At 61.3% G+C, this 21,209-nt stretch carries 20 protein-coding genes; 6 read left to right on the forward strand and 14 right to left on the reverse strand.

What is annotated here, in order from left to right:
• Positions 1–110 precede the first annotated feature (110 nt).
• The 9 genes from SOP95_RS13650 to SOP95_RS13690 form a co-directional block, all read right to left on the reverse strand.
• Positions 111–737: an ABC-type transport auxiliary lipoprotein family protein gene (locus SOP95_RS13650; protein ID WP_323607354.1), complete on the reverse strand. Its 627-nt coding sequence runs from the start codon at positions 735–737 to the stop codon at positions 111–113.
• Positions 734–1,672 carry an MlaD family protein gene (locus SOP95_RS13655; protein WP_274073812.1) on the reverse strand — a complete coding sequence of 313 codons (939 nt, stop codon included), beginning with the start codon at positions 1,670–1,672 and terminating at the stop codon, positions 734–736. Before SOP95_RS13655 ends, SOP95_RS13650 begins: the two co-directional genes overlap by 4 nt.
• 1 nt (position 1,673) lies before the next feature.
• On the reverse strand, positions 1,674–2,477 hold the full coding sequence (locus SOP95_RS13660) for an ABC transporter ATP-binding protein (RefSeq protein WP_323607355.1): 804 nt from the start codon (positions 2,475–2,477) through the stop codon (positions 1,674–1,676).
• Complete coding sequence (locus SOP95_RS13665; protein ID WP_274073810.1) at positions 2,474–3,622, reverse strand: ABC transporter permease; 1,149 nt, start codon at positions 3,620–3,622, stop codon at positions 2,474–2,476. The genes SOP95_RS13660 and SOP95_RS13665 overlap by 4 nt, the downstream gene beginning before the upstream one ends.
• Before the next feature lie 54 nt (positions 3,623–3,676).
• Positions 3,677–4,705 carry a DUF5924 family protein gene (locus SOP95_RS13670; RefSeq protein ID WP_323607356.1) on the reverse strand — a complete coding sequence of 343 codons (1,029 nt, stop codon included), beginning with the start codon at positions 4,703–4,705 and terminating at the stop codon, positions 3,677–3,679.
• A 64-nt stretch (positions 4,706–4,769) separates the two neighbouring features.
• Positions 4,770–6,146: a M16 family metallopeptidase gene (locus SOP95_RS13675; protein WP_323607357.1), complete on the reverse strand. Its 1,377-nt coding sequence runs from the start codon at positions 6,144–6,146 to the stop codon at positions 4,770–4,772.
• 190 nt (positions 6,147–6,336) lie between these two features.
• Positions 6,337–7,995, reverse strand: a complete 1,659-nt coding sequence (locus tag SOP95_RS13680) for a Na/Pi cotransporter family protein (protein WP_274073807.1) — start codon at positions 7,993–7,995, stop codon at positions 6,337–6,339.
• 270 nt (positions 7,996–8,265) lie between these two features.
• A complete protein-coding gene (locus SOP95_RS13685) occupies positions 8,266–9,033 on the reverse strand; it encodes a TerC family protein (protein ID WP_274073806.1) in 768 nt (255 codons plus the stop codon).
• A gap of 85 nt (positions 9,034–9,118) precedes the next feature.
• Positions 9,119–10,426: a CitMHS family transporter gene (locus SOP95_RS13690; protein WP_274073805.1), complete on the reverse strand. Its 1,308-nt coding sequence runs from the start codon at positions 10,424–10,426 to the stop codon at positions 9,119–9,121.
• Between the two features lie 400 nt (positions 10,427–10,826).
• On the opposite strand from SOP95_RS13690, the gene SOP95_RS13695 reads away from it, so the two are divergent.
• Positions 10,827–11,228, forward strand: coding sequence for a GFA family protein (locus SOP95_RS13695; protein WP_274073804.1), 402 nt, complete (start codon positions 10,827–10,829; stop codon positions 11,226–11,228).
• Here the strand turns inward: SOP95_RS13695 and SOP95_RS13700 are convergent, their stop codons facing one another.
• Positions 11,229–11,555 carry a DOPA 4,5-dioxygenase family protein gene (locus tag SOP95_RS13700; protein ID WP_323607358.1) on the reverse strand — a complete coding sequence of 109 codons (327 nt, stop codon included), beginning with the start codon at positions 11,553–11,555 and terminating at the stop codon, positions 11,229–11,231. It lies immediately after the preceding gene.
• 81 nt (positions 11,556–11,636) lie between these two features.
• Between SOP95_RS13700 and SOP95_RS13705 the strand changes: the two genes are divergently transcribed.
• Entirely contained in the window at positions 11,637–12,302 is a 666-nt protein-coding gene (locus SOP95_RS13705) for an NAD(P)-dependent oxidoreductase (protein ID WP_323607359.1), read from the forward strand.
• Positions 12,303–12,347: 45 nt separating this feature from the next.
• Here SOP95_RS13705 and SOP95_RS13710 read toward each other — a convergent pair whose 3' ends face one another.
• Positions 12,348–13,298, reverse strand: a complete 951-nt coding sequence (locus tag SOP95_RS13710; protein WP_274073801.1) for a choline sulfate utilization transcriptional regulator — start codon at positions 13,296–13,298, stop codon at positions 12,348–12,350.
• 114 nt (positions 13,299–13,412) lie between these two features.
• Between SOP95_RS13710 and betC the strand changes: the two genes are divergently transcribed.
• The 3 genes from betC to SOP95_RS13725 all read left to right on the forward strand — a co-directional run bounded on the left by betC (position 13,413) and on the right by SOP95_RS13725 (position 17,574).
• Entirely contained in the window at positions 13,413–14,927 is a 1,515-nt protein-coding gene (gene betC, locus SOP95_RS13715) for a choline-sulfatase (protein WP_323607360.1), read from the forward strand.
• Positions 14,928–14,943: 16 nt separating this feature from the next.
• Positions 14,944–15,864 carry a choline ABC transporter substrate-binding protein gene (gene choX / locus SOP95_RS13720; RefSeq protein WP_274073799.1) on the forward strand — a complete coding sequence of 307 codons (921 nt, stop codon included), beginning with the start codon at positions 14,944–14,946 and terminating at the stop codon, positions 15,862–15,864.
• Between the two features lie 141 nt (positions 15,865–16,005).
• Positions 16,006–17,574, forward strand: coding sequence for a SulP family inorganic anion transporter (locus tag SOP95_RS13725; protein ID WP_323607361.1), 1,569 nt, complete (start codon positions 16,006–16,008; stop codon positions 17,572–17,574).
• 73 nt (positions 17,575–17,647) lie between these two features.
• Here the strand turns inward: SOP95_RS13725 and aroE are convergent, their stop codons facing one another.
• Both aroE and hemF read right to left on the reverse strand, forming a co-directional pair.
• Positions 17,648–18,475 (reverse strand): shikimate dehydrogenase, encoded by an 828-nt coding sequence (gene aroE, locus SOP95_RS13730; RefSeq protein WP_323607362.1) that lies wholly within the window; start codon positions 18,473–18,475, stop codon positions 17,648–17,650.
• Between the two features lie 12 nt (positions 18,476–18,487).
• A complete protein-coding gene (hemF, locus tag SOP95_RS13735) occupies positions 18,488–19,402 on the reverse strand; it encodes an oxygen-dependent coproporphyrinogen oxidase (protein WP_323607363.1) in 915 nt (304 codons plus the stop codon).
• Between the two features lie 163 nt (positions 19,403–19,565).
• Here hemF and SOP95_RS13740 point away from each other — a divergent pair, with 163 nt between their 5' ends.
• Positions 19,566–20,543 carry an NADPH:quinone reductase gene (locus SOP95_RS13740; protein ID WP_323607364.1) on the forward strand — a complete coding sequence of 326 codons (978 nt, stop codon included), beginning with the start codon at positions 19,566–19,568 and terminating at the stop codon, positions 20,541–20,543.
• 99 nt (positions 20,544–20,642) lie between these two features.
• On the opposite strand, the gene SOP95_RS13745 is transcribed toward SOP95_RS13740, so the two are convergent.
• On the reverse strand, positions 20,643–21,200 hold the full coding sequence (locus SOP95_RS13745) for an L-threonylcarbamoyladenylate synthase (RefSeq protein ID WP_008064654.1): 558 nt from the start codon (positions 21,198–21,200) through the stop codon (positions 20,643–20,645).
• Positions 21,201–21,209 lie beyond the last annotated feature (9 nt).

The raw sequence follows: 21,209 nt of genomic DNA on the forward strand, positions 1-21,209 counted from the left end.
GACTGCCACCGTGGCGCATTGACGCCTCGGCTGGGGCGAGTCCATCCAATTACAGAGAGCGCGCTGTACCTGTAGGAGCTGGCTTGCCAGCGATAAGGTCCGCAGGACCTTCAAAATCTCGCGGGCGGCGCTAACTTTTGTCCTTGCTCCACCGCCCACGCCACCACCTGCGTCGTGATCTGATCACTGGCCTGGCCAAACCCGGCCACCACCGCCGGCACCTTCAAATCGCTCAACGGCTGGCGCACTTCAAAGCGTTTGCTGGCGAGGATTCGCTGGTCATACCCACGCACCAACAAGGCATCCAGGCGCACGACCACGCTGGCGCTGGTGCCCTGATACTCAGTCTGAAACGCCTGCAAGCTGCCGCCCAGCTCCAGATCCGCCTGGAAGTTGCTGTCATCGGTACTCAGCAGCGTCACCCGACCATCACGCTGGAAACCATCGAGCAGCCGGTTGCGCAGCAATACCGGCGCCGGGTCGCTCCAGCGCGAGCCCTTGTAGCTGCTGATCACGTCGCCCTGGGGGATGACGGCAATGTTCGGGCTGTTCAACGCTTCGCTGGCCTGGGGTTTGTTCAGGCGCAACGACCAGCGCTGCGGTGTGACGTGACTGGCCGGTATGCTGCTTTGCGCCGACGGCAATCGATAAAGATCGAAGGGTTCCGACTTGGGCAGGATCGAGCACGCGCTGATCAGCGTGAAGCTGGCGAGGAGGGCGAGGCGGGTCAGCGTCATGGAGTGAATTCCTTACTCTTGTCACGGCCCAGCAGGTAGCCGCTGGGGTTGGATTCCAGGCGTTGGGAAATAGCCCGCAACGAGGTGAGGGTCTCGCGCAGCTCACGCACCGCCGGCGCCAGGCCATTGAGACCCTGCATGCCGTTGTTGAGCGACTCCTGATTGGTGCTCAGCAGCTGGTTGATGGTCGCGGTGCTCTGTTCCAGCGACTTCATGGCCTGTTCGGCGCTGCCGAACATCTGCTTGCCCTGGTCATTGAGCAAGCCGTTGGCGTTGCGCATCAACGCCGACGTCTGCTCCATCATGGTACCGGCCTGCTTGCCGACCGAGGCCAATTGCTGCATGGCCTGGCGAATGTCGCCGCGCTGGTCGGCAATGACCCCGGTGGTTTGCTCCAGATGCTCCAGGGTCTTGCTGATGCGCTCGATGTTTTCCGTGGAAAACATCAGGTTGGCGTTGTGCATCAAGGTGTTCACCCCGGCCATCAAGTCGTTGCTGTCATTGAGCAGGCGAGCGATGGGCGAGGGCGACGCAATGATGGTCGGCAGCTTGCCGTCCTTGCCCTTGAGCGTCGGGCTCTGAGGCGTACCGCCGCTGAGCTGGATGATCGAGGTGCCGGTGACCCCGGTCAGCGCCAGTTTGGCCTGGGTGTCTTCCTTGATCGGGGTATCGCCGCCCAGGCGGATCCGCGCCAGCACCCGGCGCGGGTCTTTCGGGTCCAGGCGCAGGGTCACCACGTCACCGACCTTGATCCCGCTGTACTGCACCGAACTGCCCTTGGACAGGCCGCTGACCGCCTCGTTGAACACGACTTCGTAATCCTTGAACTCGGTGTCGACACTGGATTTGGCCAGGAACAAACCAAAGAGAAGGGCGCCCGCCACCACGATCACAGTGAACAGGCCGATCAATACATGATGGGCTCGGGTTTCCATGTCAGACCTCGTTGAGCTGTTGAGCGGCACTCAGCGCCGCGCGGCCGCGAGGGCCATGGAAGTATTCGTGAATCCACGCGTCGTCGGTTTCCGAGACCACGTCAATGGCATCGGCCACCAGCACTTTCTTCTGCGCCAGCACCGCCACCCGGTCGGTGATGGTGTAGAGCGTGTCGAGGTCGTGGGTCACCAGGAAAACGCTCAGGCCCAGGGCATCACGCAGGGTCAGGATCAGTTGATCGAAGGCGGCCGCACCAATCGGATCGAGGCCGGCGGTGGGTTCGTCGAGAAACAGGATGTCCGGGTCCAGCGCCAGGGCCCGCGCCAGTGCTGCTCGCTTGATCATGCCGCCGGACAGGGACGCGGGGTACTTGTCCGCCGCCGACAGCGGCAAGCCGGCCAGGGCCAGTTTCACCGCCGCCAGGTGCTCGGCATCGTCGCGGCTCAGGCCGGCATGTTCGATCAGGGGCAGGGCGACGTTCTCGGTCACGGTCAGCGAAGAGAACAGCGCGCCTTTCTGGAACAGCACGCCGAAGCGCCGCTCGATCAGGGACCGCTCGTGCTCGGGCAGGCTCGGCAGGTTTTTCCCGAAGACTTTCACCACGCCCTCGCTGGGCTGGCGCAAACCGACAATGCTGCGCAGCAGCACTGATTTACCGCTGCCGGAACCGCCGACCACGGCAAGGATCTCGCCCTTGTACAGATCCAGGTCGAGGTTCTCGTGCACGCTCTGGCTGCCGAAACGATTGCACAGCCCACGGACTTCGATCACCGCCTCGGCGGGGGCTCGGGGTACTCGACTCACCAGCTCATCTCCATGAAAAACAGCGCGGCCACGGCGTCGAGCACGATCACCACGAAAATCGACTGCACCACGCTCGATGTGGTGTGGGCACCGACAGACTCGGCGCTGCCGCTGACCTTGAAGCCTTCCAGGCAACCTATCGCGGCAATGAGAAAGGCGAAGATCGGGGCTTTGACGATCCCCACCAGAAAGTGCTGAACGCCGATGTCCGATTGCAGCAGCGACAGAAACATTGCCGGCGAAATATCCAGCGATACCGCGCAGACCACGCCGCCGCCGATAATTCCCGAAACCATCGCCAGGAAGGTCAGCATCGGCAACGCGACCAGCAAGGCCAGGACCCGTGGCACCACGAGCAATTCCATCGGATCGAGGCCCAGGGTGCGGATGGCGTCGATTTCCTCGTTGGCCTTCATCGAGCCGATCTGCGCGGTGAACGCACTGGCGGTGCGCCCGGCCATCAGGATCGCGGTCAGCAGCACGCCGAATTCGCGCAGGAAGGCAAACGCCACCAGGTCCACCGTGAACACGCTGGCGCCGAAAGTGCTCAGCACCGTCGCCCCGAGAAATGCCACCACGGCGCCCACCAGGAAGGTCAGCAGGGCAACGATGGGCGCGGCGTCGAGGCCGGTCTGTTCGATGTGCGCCACCATCGGCGTAATGCGCCAGCGCTTGGGACGAAACAGGCCACGGACGATGGTTTCCAGGATCAGGCCGACGAACCCCAGCAGTTGCAGGGTGTCCTGCCAGACTGTGTCCACCGCACGGCCGATGCGGGTCAGCAATTGGATGCCGACGCTGATTTCCGGCTCCTTGATGGGCACGCAGAAATCCGTCAGCGATTGATAGACGGTTTGCAACAACGCGCGGTCGGCGGAGGAAAGGGTGCAATCAGGATGTTGCGCGGAGCGGCCCAGGCGTTCCGAGCCCAGCAGTTCCACCAGCAGCGAGGCGCCGGCTGTATCAAGGGCGCCGAGGCCGTTGAGATCGATGAGGGTGCTGTCGTTGTACTGGCCTTCGAGCTTTTCGCTCAGGTGCTTGAGGTCGGCGTAATGGGCGAGCGTCCAGTCTCCCGTCACCCGTATCTGAGGCGGGGAGTGCGAGGTGTCCAATTGGGCATTGCCGGCCATTGTGCTGCTGGTCATAAGCTCCGTGCTTTTTCGGCTGTTACGCAGAGCTACGTAATAGCACGAACTGCCTTACTTTTCTTTGACCGGTGTGCTGTCAGCCACCTTGAAGCGCAATACGCCGATCAATTGGCCGTCTTCGGTCAACACCCGAACCTGCCATTTGCCTGCCGGATTGCCCGGGAAATTCTGCTTGTGGGTCCAGGCCCGGTAGCCTTCCTTGCGACCGCCGTGGATATCGAGTGGGATGCGATCGACCTCTTTGCCGTTGAATTGCCAGACGTGATAGATCCGCTCGTCCAGGCCGCGCGGCGCATTGATCGCCGTATAGGCATAGAGGCCACCGCCGCGAATCTGCTCGGCGCTGACTTCATCGAGACTGGCGCCGGGGGTGCGATCCTGCATCTGCGTGCTGATGGCCACTTCGGTCATCCACAGGGTTGCCGGCGGCACCCACGAGCGCAGCACCCAACCGACACCGCCGATACCCACGGTAATGCTCAGGATCGCCAGGGCGTTGCGCAGGGTGCGGATCGGAAAGATCGATGCCAGGCTCGGAAACGACAACAGCACGGCGATGCCCAGCGCCCACTTGAAACTTTGCGCAGTGGTCAGGTGCATGATCACCGGCAGCGCGGTGAGCAGGGCGGCGAACAGGGTCAGGGTGTGCAGCGCCAGGAACGCCCAGCGCCGCGGCGCCAGCCACTTGTAGTAGAGCGGGTCGATGATGGAAATCAGCGCCGCGATGCCCAACAGCCCGGTAAAGAACAGCTGGCCGCTGTTCCAGGTCGTGGTGATGAAGAAGAACGGCAGGACGAAGAACAGGCTTTCCTGGTGAATCATCTGCGTCGCATAACGCAGCAAGGGCTGGGGGATCTCCCGCTTGAAGATTCGGGTGAATAGCTTGGTCAGGCTGTTTTCCAGCATCAGCCAGACCCAGCTGATCAGCATGATGGTGGTGATCCAGCTCGCCAGGCCCTGTTGGCGATCCACCAGGATGAAGCTGCCGATCCCGGAGACGAAACCACCGAGCGCAATGACCCCGGGGTAGCGTTTCATCAGCTCGAGGATGCGCTGGACGAATAGGGTCAGGGTCGGCATTCGGCGGTTCACAGTAGTCGTAGGAAAAATCCCTGACAGGTTACCGCCTCATCGGTGAAAGCGCTTACTTTCTGCGATGAAAACGCCATGCCGCCAGGCCCAACAGCAACAACCCCGACAGCCCGGCAATCGCCCACATCAATTGGTCATAACTGACCAGGGGTTTTTCGATCCGCACATACCCCGGCTGCAGGAGCAGTTCGCGCATGGCCTTGTTCGCTTGCGCCAGCGTGACCGCCTGCAACTCCTTGACCGGGTTGGCGAATCGGCCGTCTGCGTAGTCCCCCAGGGCACTCCAGTAGTAATCGGCCAGTGCGCTGTTGCCTTGCACCGCCCAGGACTGGCGGGCGATGGCGGCCTGTTTGAGGCGATTGAAGGTCTCGGCGTTGAGACCGTCCTTGAGCATACCGGCCTTCAAGTCATCCAGCACTTCCAGTGCCTGGCTCACGTCGTCGCGCTCCAGGTCGGCATTCAGGCTCATGAAGCCAACGCCGCCAAACACCTCGCGCTCGGCCCAGGGGCCATAGGACAGGCCGTGCGCCAGGCGCAGCTGGCGATAGAGCGCCCAGTCCAGATAGTCCTTGAGCAGGTCGAAGGTTTCGTCGTGCTGATCGTCCAGCACCGGCTCCGGTACCAGCCAGTGCAGCTTGGCCCCGCCACCGACGAAGCCATGGATCAGGCTGCGCTCATGGGCGGCGCTGGCCTGGATCTGGGGCAGGGGCGGGTGCTCTGTCGGAGTGATGGGGGCAAGCTCGCCATAAGTGCGATCCAGATAGGCCGGCAGTAAGCGGTCGAGATCGCCGACGACGATCAGCGTCATGTTGTTCGGCGCGTACCAGTCCTTGCGCACGTTCTCCAGCTGTTCGCGGGTCAGGTGATCGACTTCCGCGCGCTCAGGGCATTTGAGGCCCAGTTCCACGGCCAGTTGATTGCTGGCGGTATGACCCAAGTCCTGGCGATCCAGCCAGCGTTGCAGGTGCGTGTAGTGCCCGCCGTCCTCACGCTCGACCACTTGCTTGGCGGCGTTGATGGCATCGTCGTCGAAATGGGTCTGGGTCAGCAGCGCCAGCAGCAAATCCAGGACCTTGCGCTGGTTTTTCGCCGGGGCTTCGATCACGAAGGTGGTGTCGGCGTTGCTGGTGAAAGCGTTCCACTCGCCACCCAGCGCCTGCATGCGCTCCTCCAGGCCGCCTTCACCGCTGGCGTCGATGCCGCTGAACAGCAAGTGTTCGAGCAGGTGCGGCAGTTCTTTATCGGTGCAACCGAAATCATCCAGGCCTACCCCGACCACCAGCCGGATCGCCACGTGCCCGCGCTCGGTGCCGGGCTTGAGCAACATCTGCAAACCGTTGCGCAGGGTATAGCCCTCGACCTGGAAGCGATCCAGGGCAAACGAAGGGAGTGAACCAAGCAACAGACAGGCGAACAACAGACAACGCATAACGAGCTTCCCGGCAACCAATCGGAGATCCGTTTCGTCCTTCCGTCCGCCATCGCGAGCAAGCTCGCTCCCACAGAATCCGGGCTGATCCATTCATTGTGGTCAACTCGAAACCTGTGGGAGCGAGCTTGCTCGCAATAACGGCCTTGAGGCTGAATCAATGTTACTGACTGATCACCTTGCCAGACGTTCAAGGCGAATGCGTGATATCAGCCAAATCGTCCACAACCAGCGCGCCGGTGTCGGACGCTTCCAATACGACGTAGGCACTGCTGCAGAACAGCGAATTCAGACGCTTCATGTCGGCAATCAACTCCAGGTGCAGCGAACTGGTCTCGATACTCTGCACGATCTTACGTTGCAAACGGCTGACATGCGCGTGGGCCAGGCGGCGTTCCTGTGCGCGAAAGCGACGTTTTTCACGCAGCAACTGGCGGGCACTTTCCTTGTCGGCACTGAGAAAGACCGACAAGCCCAGGCGCAGGGTGGAAATCAACTGGCTGTGCAGCCCGGCCAGCTCTTCCAGGCCCACTTCGGAAAACGATCGGCGCTGGGAAGTTTTTTGCTGCTGGACTTTGCGCAGCATGCGTTCGATCAGGTCGCTGGCGAGCTTGAGGTTGATCGCCAGTTCGATGATTTCCGCCCAGCGCCGGCTGTCCTGATCACTGAGGTCTTCCCGGGGCATCTGCGCCAGATACAGCTTGATCGCGCTGTAGAGCGCCTCGACATCATCGGTCAGGCGCCGCATTTCCTGGGTCACGGCGGTTTGCTTGCCGTGCAGCACGTCGAGCATGGCCTCGAGCATGTTGTCGATCAGATCACCCATGCGCAGGGTTTCCCGGGCCGCGTTGGCCAACGCCAGGCTGGGCGTGACCAAGGCTGTCGGGTCAAGGTGCCGGGGCTTGGCCATGCCGTTGGTTTGCGGGCGCTCCGGCAGGATCCACGCGCAAAACCGGGCCATCGGCCCGACGGTGGGCAGCAGGATCAGGCAGCGTGCGGTGTTGTAGAGCAGGTGAAAGCCGATGACCATTTCCTGGGGGCTGAAGTCGAGGCTGTCGATCCAGTGCACCAGAGGGTCGAGCACCGGGATGATCAGCAACAGGCCGATCAGCTTGTACAACAGGCTGCCCAACGCCACCTGGCGACCGGCAGCGTTCTGCATGCTGGTGCTGAGGAACGCGAGAATGCCGCTGCCGATGTTGGCCCCGATCACCAGGCCGATGGCCACCGGCAGGCTGATCACGCTGGCGCCGGCCAGGGTCGCGGTCAGCAGGACCGCCGCCAGGCTGGAGTAGGAAATCATCGCGAACAACGCGCCGACCAAGGCGTCGAGCAGGATATCGCCGGTCAGCGAGGCGAAAATCACTTTTACCCCCTGGGCATGGGTGATCGGCGCGGCGGCCTCGACGATCAGTTGCAGCGCCAGGATGATCAAGCCCAGGCCGATGCTGACGCGGCCCATTTGCCCCAGCCGCGTCTGTTTGCGCGACAGGAAAAAAATCACCCCGAGAAAAATCAGCAGTGGCGAGAGCCATGACAGGTCGAAGGTCAGCACCCGCGCCATCAATGCCGTACCGACATCGGCCCCGAGCATGGTTGCCAGGGCAGGGGTCAGCGCCATCAGGCCCTGACCGACAAACGAGGTGACGAGCATCGCCGTGGCGTTACTGCTCTGGACCATCGCGGTCACGACGATCCCCGCGATGAACGCCAGCCAGCGCTTGGACATGTTCTGGCCGATGACGTGGCGCAGGTTGGAGCCGTACACCCGCAGGATGCCGGTTCGGACGATATGCGTGCCCCAGATCAGCAAGGCCACGGCTGAGAGCAAATTGAGCAGGGTGAGCATGCAGGCCCCCTGAGGTGGTAGCGCCCCAGAGGGGCAAGTTAGCGGTGCCGCGCGACGTTCTACGTTCTGTACTTAAGCTGTAGTTGGCTAACGGTCTGTGCGCCAGCATCGCATAGCTAAAGTGCTGATTGAAACAAAACTGTCATGAAACCAATGTGGGAGCGGGCTTGCTCGCGAAAGCGGTGTATCAGGCAACAATGATGTCGACTGACACTCCGTCTTCGCGAGCAAGCCCGCTCCCACAGGTTTTGCGTACATACCGCTTACGGGTTACTGCCCCGGAATGTCCTTGCGCAGTTTCACTGGATCCTGCCGCTTCTTCTTTTTCGCAATCGCGGTGCGCATCTTGATGTTGATCGCTTCCACCGCCAGCGAGAACGCCATGGCGAAGTAGACGTAGCCTTTTGGTACATGCACGTCCAGGGATTCGGCAATCAGCACCATACCGACGATCAACAGGAACGACAGCGCCAGCATCTTCAGCGAAGGGTGCTTGTCGATGAACGCGCTGATAGTGCCCGAGGCCAGCATCATCACCAGTACCGCCACGACGATTGCCGCGACCATGACCGGTACGTGGGACACCATGCCGACTGCAGTGATCACCGAGTCCAGGGAGAACACGATGTCGATGATCGCGATCTGGATGATGGTGTAGAGGAAGTTGCCACCCTTGAGGTTTGGCTCGTCGTCGGTTTCGTCTTCACCTTCCAGCGCGTGGTACATCTCTTGCGAGCTCTTCCACAGCAGGAACAAACCACCAAAGAACAGGATCAGGTCACGCCCGGAGATGCCCTGGCCGAACACTTCGAACAGGTCGGCGGTGAGGCGCATGACCCAGGTGATGGACAACAGCAACAGGATCCGCGTGACCATGGCCAGCGCCAGGCCGAAAATCCGGGTGCGCTGCTGCATGTGCTTGGGCATGCGGCTGACCAGGATCGAAATCATGATGATGTTATCGATACCCAGGACGATTTCCAGGGCGGTCAGGGTAAAGAAGGCAACCCAGATTTCAGGGTTGGTCAGCCATTCCATGTGTATTCCTTTGAGCGATTGTTAAACCAAAAAGGGCCCCGACTTCAAACCGCGAAGCCAGGACCCGAAATGGTGAGTCTTGGGCTTATAGAGTGCTGAACAGCGGAAAAATCCCCATCAGCAATGCGGCAACCAGTATGCACATGCACACCAGCACTGCCCACTTCAGGGTGAAGCGCTGGTGATCACCGAAGTCGATACCCGCCAAGGCCACCAACAGGTAGGTCGATGGTACCAGCGGGCTCAACAAGTGGACGGGCTGACCGACGATCGAGGCACGTGCCATTTCCACTGCGGTAATCCCGTAATGGCTGGCGGCTTCGGCCAGTACCGGTAACACGCCGTAATAAAATGCATCATTCGACATGAAGAAGGTGAACGGCATGCTCACCAACGCCGTGATCACTGCCAGGTACGGGCCGAGGAAATCCGGAATCACCGACAGCAGGCTCTTCGACATGGCATCGACCATGCCGGTGCCCGACAGGATACCGGTGAAGATGCCCGCGGCAAAGATTAGCCCGACCACCGCCAGCACGCTACCGGCGTGGGCCGCGACGCGATCTTTTTGCTGTTGCAGGCAAGGGTAGTTGACGATCATGGCGATACTGAACGCCACCATGAACAGCACCGGCAGCGGCAACAGGCCGGCGATCAGGGTGCACATCAGGGCCAGGGTCAGGGCGCCGTTGAACCAGATCAGGTTCGGACGACGGGCATCCGGGAATTGCGAAACGGTGATCTCGCTGTGATCAATCTCGTCACCCACCAGGTGCAACTCACCCAAACGCGCACGTTCACGCTTGCCGTAGAAGTAGGCAATGGCGAGGATGGCCAGGACACCGGCCGCCATCGCTGGAACCATCGGCACGAAGATGTCGGACGGGTCGACATGCAGAGCACTGGCCGCACGGGCGGTCGGGCCACCCCATGGGGTCATGTTCATCACGCCACCGGCGAGGATGATCAAGCCCGCCATGATCCGCGGGCTCATGCCGATGCGGCTGTAGAGCGGCAGCATGGCGGCCACGCAGATCATGTACGTGGTCGCGCCGTCACCGTCGAGGGAAACCACGAGCGCCAGTACCGCAGTACCGACCGACACTTTCAACGGGTCGCCCTTGACCATCTTGAGGATCTTGCGCACGGCCGGGTCGAACAGGCCGGAGTCGATCATCAGGGCGAAGTACAGGATCGCGAACATCAGCATCACGCCGGTCGGCGCGAGCTTGGTAATGCCTTCGAGCATCATCGGGCCGATTTTCGGGCCGAAACCGCCGAACAGGGCGAAAACGATCGGGATGATGATCAGGGCGATCAACGCGGACAGGCGCTTGGTCATGATCAGGAACATGAACGTGATGACCATGGCGAAGCCAAGGAAAGTCAGCATGGGAATACTCCAGGCGTATCGCGGCTAGGGAATGAGCGGATCGGACGGGATCAGCGCAGAACGGGAAGCACGAGACGTACGGGCGGAGTTGCAGCGAAGCGGCGGATAGAAGAGGACATCAGGGTCACCATTGTTGTTGTTAAATGGGCCGGGCGAACAATCGAACATTCGCTGTAGCCAACCGGTCTGTTGCCGGCAGTGAGGGCGATCCTAATCGGGGAAGCTTTCAGCCAGCTTTCGCCGATGAAAGCATTGACCGGATGTGCAACCGGTCGTCGGACCGAGTTGAGGCGTTCGCGAGCAAGCCCGCTCCCACAGTGGTTTTGTGTACGACATAGATCCAGTGTGGGAGCGGGCTTGCTCGCGAAGGCGTCAGTCAAGACGCATCAGGAGGAACAGCATGGTCGAATTCCACCCCGGCGGTTGCCATTGTGGACAACTGCGCTATCAATTCAGCGGGCCATTGCATGATATCGCCCACTGCCATTGCTCGATCTGCCGGCGAGTCAGCGGCGGGATCGTGACGACCTGGATCACCGTCCCGGCTTCAGCCTTTCAATGGCTGCTTGGGACACCGGCGCGATACGACTCTTCACCCACCTGCACGCGCTATTTCTGCGGCAACTGCGGGGCGCAACTGGCATTGGTGACTCACCTGAGCCCGGACAGCATCGACGTGACCATTGCCACCCTCGACCACCCGGAACAGGCCCCGGCCGAACGGCACATCTGGACCGACAGCCGCCTGCCGTGGCTGCACCTGGATGAGCATCTGCCGGGCGAAGCCGAAGAAACGCTCTGATCAGAAAATAGACAGGTCCAACGGCCGAACCGCGCCCATCCAGATCGCGTGATCGCGGTGATCCAGCAAGTCGTTGCCGGTGTCCGGATGCAGGAATACCACCAGCCCCTTGCGGTTGAGCGCCAGCCACGGCAGCACATCGCCGATCAGCTCGGGGCCGAACGCCAGCTGGCAGCTCCAGTCCGGGTGCGGGCCGACCGGGCGCTCATGTACGCGGCCCATCTGCAGCGGGAATAACTGTGCGGCTCGCTCACACAGGGTCCGCGCCTGGTCGATGGTGCTGGCGTCGAAATACACATGGGCGTGATAGCCCTTGATCCGTTGCATTTGAATCCCTCCAAACCGAGTCGAACCCTCACCGTTTCCGGCAGGTCACACGCCATATACCCCGCAACAACGGAGCCAGCCATGAAAAATGCCGAAACCCCGGTGGTGAAAGTGGTGCTTTATGGTGCCATGAGTAGCCTGGGCAGTGCGCTGATGGCTGAAATGCTGCGGCGTCAGCATGAAGTGATCGCCATTCTCGATGATCTGACGGCCCTGGCGCCGCGACCGGGTTTGCGTACCAAAACCGGCGACCTGTTCGATGCTGAGCGAGTGAAGCAAAGCGTGGCCGGCAGTTCGGCTGTCGTCTGCTTATTAGACGCACCGGGGCTGCCCTTCAACAGTGAGCATGTGGAAAAAACCATCGTGCCCGGCCCGGTCGAGCAAGTGCTGGCGGTGGATGCATTGATCGATGGCATGCAGGCGGCGGGCATTGCGCGGTTGTTTCTGGTGGGTGATTTCGAGATTCTGGACGATCCGGAGTTCGAGGACGGATTGGAACTGCACGCCGCCGAGGAAATCCGCGAAGCGCTACAAAGCAGTGCCTTGCACTGGACGATGGTGAATGCCCCGCGCGGAGTGCCGGGGCTGACCATTGAGCACTTCAGCCAGGTCAGCAGCAGTCTTGAGCCGGGGCTGGCCGAACCGCTCGCACGCCTGGCCCGCACGGCGGTGGGGATCGCTGATGAGTTGCAACTGAACCTGCATATCGGCGAGCACGTCAATTTCATCGCGACTTCTGAGCCGTAAAGCATGTCCCTGTAGGAGCTGCCGCAGGCTGCGATCTTTTGATCTTCAAACCGCAATCGAAGGAAACGACATTCCCGTCAACGATTGCGCACTGCTGGCCTGCTCAGCCATCAGCCAATCAACGAACTGTTGAATCAGCGCCCCACGTCGCTTGCGCTGGGGCAACACCACGTAGTAACCCAGCCTGGAAATCACCGTTTCGGCAATCGGCCGGCACAACAATCCCTGCGCCAACAAGTTATCCACAAGGTGCCGCCAGCCAATGGCCACGCCCTGTCCGCCAATGGCGGCCTGAATCAGCAAGGTGTAATTGTCGAAACGCAACTGGCCGGGGGCTGGGGCCGAGGTGATGCCCAGCTCGCGAAAGACACCGCTCCAGTCAAACCAATGACTGCTGTTTTCGCCACGCAGGTGCAGGAGCGGAAACTCCAGCAACGACTGGGCGGGCAGGGGCAGGGCACGATCATTCAACAACTGCGGGCTGCACACCGGGAACACTTCCTCGCTGAACAGCCAATGGCTCTCGCCCTGCTTGAAACGACCATCGCCGAACAGCACCGCTACGTCGATATCGCTGCGCAGCATGTTGTGGCTGCGCTCACTGGTCACCAGGCTGACGTCGACCTGTGGATTGGCCGCATGAAAGCGGTGCAACCGGGGCATCAACCAGTAGGCGGCGAAGGCGAAATCGGTGGCGACCTGCAGCACCTCGTGCTGGTGTTGCGCGCTGATTGCCGCCAATCCTGCGTCGATATTCTGCAAACCCAGCTGAACCTGCTCAAAAAGGATTACCCCGGCCTCGGTCAGTTCGATACCTCGATAGATTCGGTCGAACAGTCGAGTCGCCAGTTGCTCCTCCAGGCGCTTGATCTGTTGGCTGATCGCCGGCTGTGTGGTGCCCAGCTCGACCGCCGCCGCCGTGAAGCTGCGCTGACGGGCCGCCGACTCGAAAGCACGAAGTAAATCCAGAGAGAGGTCACCAAGTGCGTCATACATAAGCTGTGCTTATCCTAGTCATTGCCGGCCATGGGCTTTACCGCAAAGTGTGGGGGTTACATCCTCGATCCCAGCACTCTCGCATAAACATCCACTATGGAATGCCGCGAACACATGAAGCGCAAGAACATTCTTTTCATCATGGCCGATCAAATGGCCGCGCCAATGTTGCCCCTCTACGGCCCATCGCCCATCAAGCTGCCTAATCTGAGCCGCCTCGCCGCCGGCGGCGTGGTGTTCGACAGCGCCTACTGCAATAGCCCGCTTTGCGCGCCTTCGCGCTTTACCCTGGTCAGCGGCCAGCTGCCGAGCAAGATCGGCGCTTATGACAACGCGGCGGATTTTCCTGCCGATGTGCCGACTTATGCCCACTACCTGCGCCGCCTCGGCTACCGCACCGCGCTGTCGGGCAAGATGCATTTCTGTGGTCCGGACCAGTTGCACGGCTATGAAGAGCGCCTGACCAGCGATATCTACCCCGCCGACTATGGCTGGGCGGTGAACTGGGATGAACCTGACGTGCGTCCGAGCTGGTACCACAACATGTCGTCGGTGCTGCAGGCAGGCCCCTGCGTGCGCACCAATCAACTGGATTTTGACGAAGAGGTGGTGTTCAAGGCCCAACAGTACCTGTTCGACCACATCCGCGAAGATGGCGACCAGCCGTTTTGCCTGACGGTTTCGATGACGCACCCCCACGACCCGTACACCATTCCCAAGGCGTTCTGGGACCTGTACAACGACGCCGACATCCCGCTGCCGGTTACACCGGACCAAGCCGGACTCGATCCGCACGCCCAGCGATTGCTAAAGGTCTATGACCTGTGGGACAAGCCGCTACCTGTGGATAAAATCCGCGACGCGCGCCGTGCCTACTTCGGCGCCTGTAGCTATATCGACAGCAACGTCGGCAAACTCCTGCAAACTCTTGAGGATACGGGTCTGATCGATGACACCATCATCGTGTTCTCCGGGGATCATGGCGACATGCTCGGCGAGCGTGGACTCTGGTACAAAATGCACTGGTACGAGATGGCAGCTCGTGTACCGCTGTTGATAAGTGCACCAGGGCAATTCGGTGCCAGCAGGGTCAGCGCTTCGGTGTCAACCGCCGACCTGTTGCCGACCTTCGTAGAACTGGCCGGCGGCTTTCTGGAACCGGGCTTGCCTTTGGATGGTCGCTCGCTGGTGCCGCACCTGCAAGGGCAGGGCGGTCACGACGAAGTGTTCGGCGAATACATGGCCGAAGGCACCATCAGCCCGCTGATGATGATTCGCCGTGGCGCCTACAAATTCATCTACAGCGAAGACGACCCTTGCCTACTCTTCGATGTACACAATGACCCAAGAGAGCTGGAAGAACTCAGCCATTCGCCGCAACATCGCCAGCTGTTCGACGATTTTCTCACCGAAGCGAGGGCCAAATGGAATATTCCGGCGATCCACCAACAGGTGCTCGCGAGCCAGCGGCGCCGGCGTTTCGTTGCTGATGCCCTGACCATCGGCAAGCTGAAGAGCTGGGATCACCAGCCGCTGGTGGACGCCAGTCAGCAATACATGCGCAACCACATCGACCTCGACGATCTGGAGCGCAAAGCACGTTATCCACAACCCTGCCAAAATCAATAATCTCAAGGGGAAGTCCATGCAAAGGTTATCCACAGTACTGACGGTCGGGCTCCTGGCACTGGGCAGTGCGTCGGTCTATGCCGATCAGAGTTGCGAGACGGTGAAGATGGCCGACCCGGGCTGGAGCGACATCGCCGCGACCAACGCCATCACCGGGTTTCTGCTGGACGGCATGGGCTACAAGGCCAAGGTCGATACCCTCGCCGTGCCGATCACCTTTGGCGGGCTCAAGGACGGCCAGGTGGATGTCTTCCTCGGCAACTGGATGCCGGCGCAGCAGGGCTTCTACGACAAGTTCGTCGCCACCGGTGACGTCACGCAACTGGCGAAGAATCTCGACGGCACCGAGTTCACCCTCGCTGTGCCGGACTACGTTTGGGACGCCGGTGTGCATAACTTTGCCGACCTGAACAAGTACGCCGACAAGTTCGACCACAAGATCTATGGCATCGGCTCTGGCGCACCGGCCAACATCTCGCTGCAAGAGATCATCAAGAAAAATGATTTCGACATGGGTAAGTGGAAACTGGTCGAATCCAGCGAGCAAGCCATGCTGGCCGAAGTGTCTCGGGCGGTGAAGAAGCAGAAGTTCGTGACCTTCCTCGGCTGGACGCCGCACCCGATGAATGTGCAGTTGAAAATGCATTACCTGAAAGGCGGCGAGAAATATTTCGGTGACACCGGCAGCGTCCACACCCTGACCCGCAAAGGTTATGCACAGGCCTGCCCGAACGTCGGCAAGCTGCTCACCAACCTGAGCTTCACCCAGGAGATGGAGAACAGCATCATGGCCGAAGTGGTGAACAAGAAAGTCAGCAATGCCGATGCGGCCAAGGCGTGGATCAAGGCCAATCCGGCCGTGCTGGACAAGTGGCTCGATGGCGTGAAGACCGTGGATGGCAAGGATGCGTTGCCGGCCGTGAAAGCCAAGCTCTAATCCATGTGGGAGCGGGCTTGCTCGCGAATGCGGTGGATCAGTCGACATTGAAGTTGCCTGATCCACCGCATTCGCGAGCAAGCCCGCTCCCACAATGCGTGGTGCTGATACCCTTATGCAAAACCCAACCCGAGAGGACCCATGGCCCTTCCCAGCCGCCATTCACTCTTCCCATTCCTTTCATGGTTACCCCGGCAAACCCGCGCCAGCGTCGGTCGTGACCTGGTCGTCGGCCTCAGTGGCGCGATTCTCGCGTTGCCGCAATCCATCGCCTACGCACTGATTGCCGGCCTTCCACCGGAGTACGGCCTGTATGCGGCGATCATCCCGGTGTTGATCGCTTGCCTGTGGGGCTCGTCGTGGCATTTGATCTGCGGTCCTACGGCGGCCATCTCCATCGTCCTGTACGCCAGCGTCAGTCCACTGGCCGTGCCGGCGACGCAAGACTACGTCACCCTGATCCTGTTACTGACCTTCCTGGCCGGGATTTTCCAGTGGCTGCTGGGATTGCTGCGCTTTGGTGCGCTGGTCAATTTCGTCTCTCATTCAGTGGTGCTTGGCTTCACCCTCGGCGCGGCGGTGGTGATTGCCGTCGGCCAGTTGCCCAACCTGCTGGGCCTGGACCTGCCTAGCCAGGCCACCGCCCTGGACAGCTTCATCACCTTGTTCAAACACCTGGGTGAGGTGGATAAACCCTCGCTCATGCTCGGCTTGGCTACTGTCGTGGTCGGCGTGATTCTCAAGCTGTGCCTGCCGCGCTGGCCGACCCTGTTGATAACCCTGGTGCTGGCAGCCCTGCTGGTCTGGCTCTGGCCATCGATGTTTGGGCATGTGCGACTGGTCAGCGCCTTCACTGGCCAGCTGCCGCCCTTGAGCCCACTGCCGCTTGACCTGGACCTGATCCTGCGCCTGCTGCCCAGCGCCGTGGCAGTCGGCATGCTCGGGCTGGTCACCAGTTTGTCGATTGCCCGCTCGATATCTGCACGTTCGCAGCAACTACTCGACGCCAACCAGGAAGTTCGCGCCCAAGGCCTGTCCAATATCGTCGGTGCGTTTTTCTCCGGATCGCTCTCGGCCGGCTCGTTCACCCGTTCGGGGCTGAGCTACGAAGCGGGTGCCTGTTCGCCACTGGCGGGGATTTTTTCGGCATTGTGGGTGGCGCTGTTTGCGATTTTTGGCGCGAATCTGATCGCTCACATTCCTATCCCGGCCATGGCCGGCAGCATTGTGCTGATCGCCTGGGGCCTGGTGGATCATCGGGGTATTCGTGCGTTGCTGCGGGTCAGCCGCGCCGAGTTCATGGTCATGAGCCTGACCTGCATCGCCACGCTGCTGTTGGAACTGCAGACGGCGATCTATGCCGGGGTGTTGGCGTCGCTGTTCTTTTACCTCAAGCGCACCTCACAACCACGGGTGCAGCATTTACGCGACGGCGATGAGGACATTCTGCGGGTCGGCGGCTCGATCTTTTTCGGCGCCAGCCATTACCTGCAAGTTCGCCTGCAACGCATGCACGGCGCACGCGTGGTGATCGAGGCGCAGCAGATCAATTTCATCGACTATTCAGGGGTGGAGATGCTGCATCAGGAAGCGCGGCGGCTATTGCGCCAGGACCGCAGCCTGACCCTGCGCCGGGCCAGGCCGCAGGTGGTGGATGAATTGAGGAAGCTGGAAGGGGCAGAAAAATGCCCGATACGCTTTGAGGATTGAAATCCTTGTAGGAGCTGGCTTGCCAGCGAAGGCGTCCTTAAGTACGCCAAAAGCTTCGCGGGCAAGCCCGCTCCTACAGGGACTGTGTCAATTGCCGACGAAGCTCCGCCAACACCGGTGCCGTATCCGGGCGCACCCCGCGCCACAGGAAGAACGCTTCCGCCGCCTGCTCGGCCAGCATCCCCAGGCCATCCATCGACACCGCCGCGCCGTGTTCGCTGGCCCAACGGCAGAACGAAGTCGGCTCCTTGCCGTACATCATGTCGTAGCAAACCGTTTTGCCCGGCTCGATCAGGCTTGGCGCAATCGGCGGCACATCGCCCGTGAGGCTCGCGGACGTCGCATTGATGATCAGGTCCACCGACTCCTGCAGCCAGTCATAACCACTGGCCGCTACCGGGCCCAGATCGCAGAACAATTCCGCCAGTAATTCGGCCTTATCCACCGTGCGATTGGCGATGATCACCGACGCCGGTTGCTCGGCCAGCAACGGCTCCAGCGCACCGCGCACCGCGCCACCGGCACCCAGCAGCAGGATGCGTTTGCCCTTGAGGCTGAACCCGGCGTTGACCGTCAAATCCCGCACCAGCCCGGCGCCATCGGTGTTGTCCCCCAGCAAGGTGCCGTCGGCCAGCTTGCTCAGGGTGTTCACCGCACCGGCTCGTTGCGCCCGCGCCGTCAGGCTGTCCGCGAGGCGAAAGGCATCTTCCTTGAACGGCACCGTCACATTCGCACCACGACCTTCAAGGAAAAATGCCCGGGCGCAGCCGGAGAAGTCGTCGAGGGGCGCCAGCGAGGTGCTGTAGTCGAGTTTCTGCGCGGTCTGCTCGGCGAACAGGCGATGAATCAGCGGCGATTTGCTGTGGCCAATCGGGTTACCGAAAACGACATAACGGTCCATCAACATTCCTCTTCAGGCCTGGGCCAACCAATCGCGGTCTTGCAGGAAGTACTCGGTCAGGCGCGCTTCTTCGCTCCCAGGCTCGGCTTTCCAGTCGTAACCCCAGCGTACCTGCGGCGGCAGCGACATGAGGATCGATTCGGTACGGCCACCCGATTGCAGGCCGAACAAGGTGCCACGGTCATAAACCAGGTTGAACTCGACGTAGCGCCCACGGCGGAACTCCTGGAATTCCCGCTGTTTGGCGGTGTAGGCAGCGTTCTTGCGGCGTTGCACGATCGGCAGGTATGCCTCGATGAACGCATCACCGATGGCCCGCATGAACGCGAAGCTGGTGTCGAAGTCCCACTCGTTCAGGTCGTCGAAAAACAGGCCGCCGATACCCCGGGGCTCGTGCCGGTGCTTGATGTGGAAATAGCTGTCGCACCAGGCCTTGTAACGCGGGTAGACGTCCGCACCGAACGGCGCGCAGGCCTGCTCGGCGACGCGGTGCCAGTGCACGCAATCTTCTTCGTTACCGTAGTACGGCGTCAGGTCGAAACCGCCGCCAAACCACCAGACCGGCTCTTCACCTTCTTTTTCGGCGATGAAGAATCGCACGTTGGCGTGCGAAGTCGGTACATGCGGGTTGTGCGGGTGGATCACCAGCGACACGCCCAGGGCCTCGAAGCCACGCCCGGCCAGTTCCGGCCGATGGGCGCTGGCCGACGGCGGCAAACCGCTGCCGAAGACATGGGAAAAGTTGACGCCGCCCTTTTCGATGATCGTGCCATTTTCGACCACCCGCGTGCGCCCGCCACCGCCGGCGGGCCGGGTCCAGGCATCTTCGACGAAGCGCGTGCCGCCGTCTTCGGCCTCCAGGGCAGCGCAAATACGGTCTTGCAGATCGAGCAGGTAGGCTTTTACGGCCTCGGTGCGGGTAGTCATGGCATCACCTTGGATCGGGCAAAGCTACGCGGCGCTCCAGCGGAGCCGAGCCTGCGCAAATGGGCGCGTAGCATAACACCGCCGATGCGCTCGTCGCAGTTGACGAAGATCACGCTTCGGCGCCAGATAGCGCACTTGGTAAAACGATCTCAGGAGAGTGCAGATGGCAAAGCGTATCCAGTTCCGTACCCATGGCGGCCCGGAAGTACTTGAGTATGTGGACTACCAACCCGCCGAGCCCGGCCCGCAGCAGGTCCGCGTGACCAACAAGGCCATCGGCCTGAACTTCATCGACACCTATTACCGCAGCGGCCTCTACCCGCCACCGGCCCTGCCATCGGGTCTGGGTTCGGAAGCCGCGGGCGTGGTCGACGCGGTCGGCAGCGAAGTGACCCGGTTCAAGGTCGGCGATCGCGTGGCTTATGGCAGCGGCCCGTTGGGCGCTTACAGCGAAGTTCACGTGTTGCCCGAAGCCAACCTGGTGCGCCTGCCGGACGCCATCACTTTCGAACAGGCTGCCGGAGTGATGCTCAAGGGCCTGACCGTGCAGTACCTGCTGCGCCAGACCTATGAACTCAAGGGTGGCGAAACCATCCTGTTCCACGCCGCTGCGGGGGGTGTCGGCTCCCTGGCCTGCCAATGGGCCAAGGCCTTGGGCGTGAAGCTGATCGGCACGGTGAGTTCGCCAGAGAAAGCCGCGCTGGCCAAGGCCAATGGTGCCTGGGCGACCATCGACTACAGCCATGAAAACGTCGCGCAACGGGTACTGGAATTGACTGACGGCAAGAAGGTGCCGGTGGTGTACGACGGCGTCGGCAAGGACACCTGGCTGACTTCCCTCGATAGCGCGGCGCCCCGTGGGCTGGTGGTGAGCTTCGGTAATGCATCCGGGGCTGTGGACGGGGTGAACCTGGGGATTCTGGCGGGCAAAGGCTCGTTGTACGTCACCCGGCCGACGCTGGCGACCTACGCCAACAATGCCGAGAACCTGCAGCGCATGGCCGATGAGTTGTTCGAGATGATCATCAGCGGCAAGCTGACGGTGGACATCAGCCAGCGTTTTCCACTGGCGGATGCAGCGAAGGCGCAGACCGAGTTGTCGGCGCGGCGCACTACCGGGTCGGTTGTTCTGTTGCCCTGACTGACGCCATCGCCAGCAGGGCTAGCTCCCACATTGGATCTGTGGCGTTCACAAAACCAGTGTGGGAGCTAGCCTGCTGGCGATGGGCGCGCCTCGGTCTTAATCGGGGCGCACAACATGCCCGGTCGCCAGATCCCTAATAACACTCGGATTCTTGCGCCCACCCAGGTTCCCGCCCAACACCAGGTCAACCTGACCCCGGAAATACTGCTCGACGCGAATCCGCGTACGCGCCGCCGGCCGGCCCTGGGGGTTGGCGGACGTCGACACCAGCGGCCCGACCAACGCGCACAAATCCCGCACCTGAGGATGATCGCTGACCCGCAACGCCACCGTTTCATGCACCCCGGTAATCCACTCCGGCAACATGTTCTGATGGGGCACCAGCCAGGTGTTCGGCCCCGGCCAGGTACTGGCCATGCGGTCCATCCACAGTTCGGGGAAGTCTTCGAAGAGGAAGTCGAACTGGCGGATATTGTCGGCGACAAGGATCAGGCCCTTATCAACCGAGCGCCCCTTGATCAGCAGCAACCGATCCACTGCCTCTTCATCCCACGGGTCGCAACCCAGCCCCCAGACTGCTTCGGTTGGGTAGGCAATCACCGCCCCTGCGCGAATTGCTCGTGCGGCTTGCTGCACACGCCAACTGTTGACCATGAAAAACTC

Origin of the sequence: Pseudomonas sp. YuFO8, from assembly GCF_035065025.1 — a bacterium.
Lineage (GTDB): Bacteria > Pseudomonadota > Gammaproteobacteria > Pseudomonadales > Pseudomonadaceae > Aquipseudomonas > Aquipseudomonas putida_AE.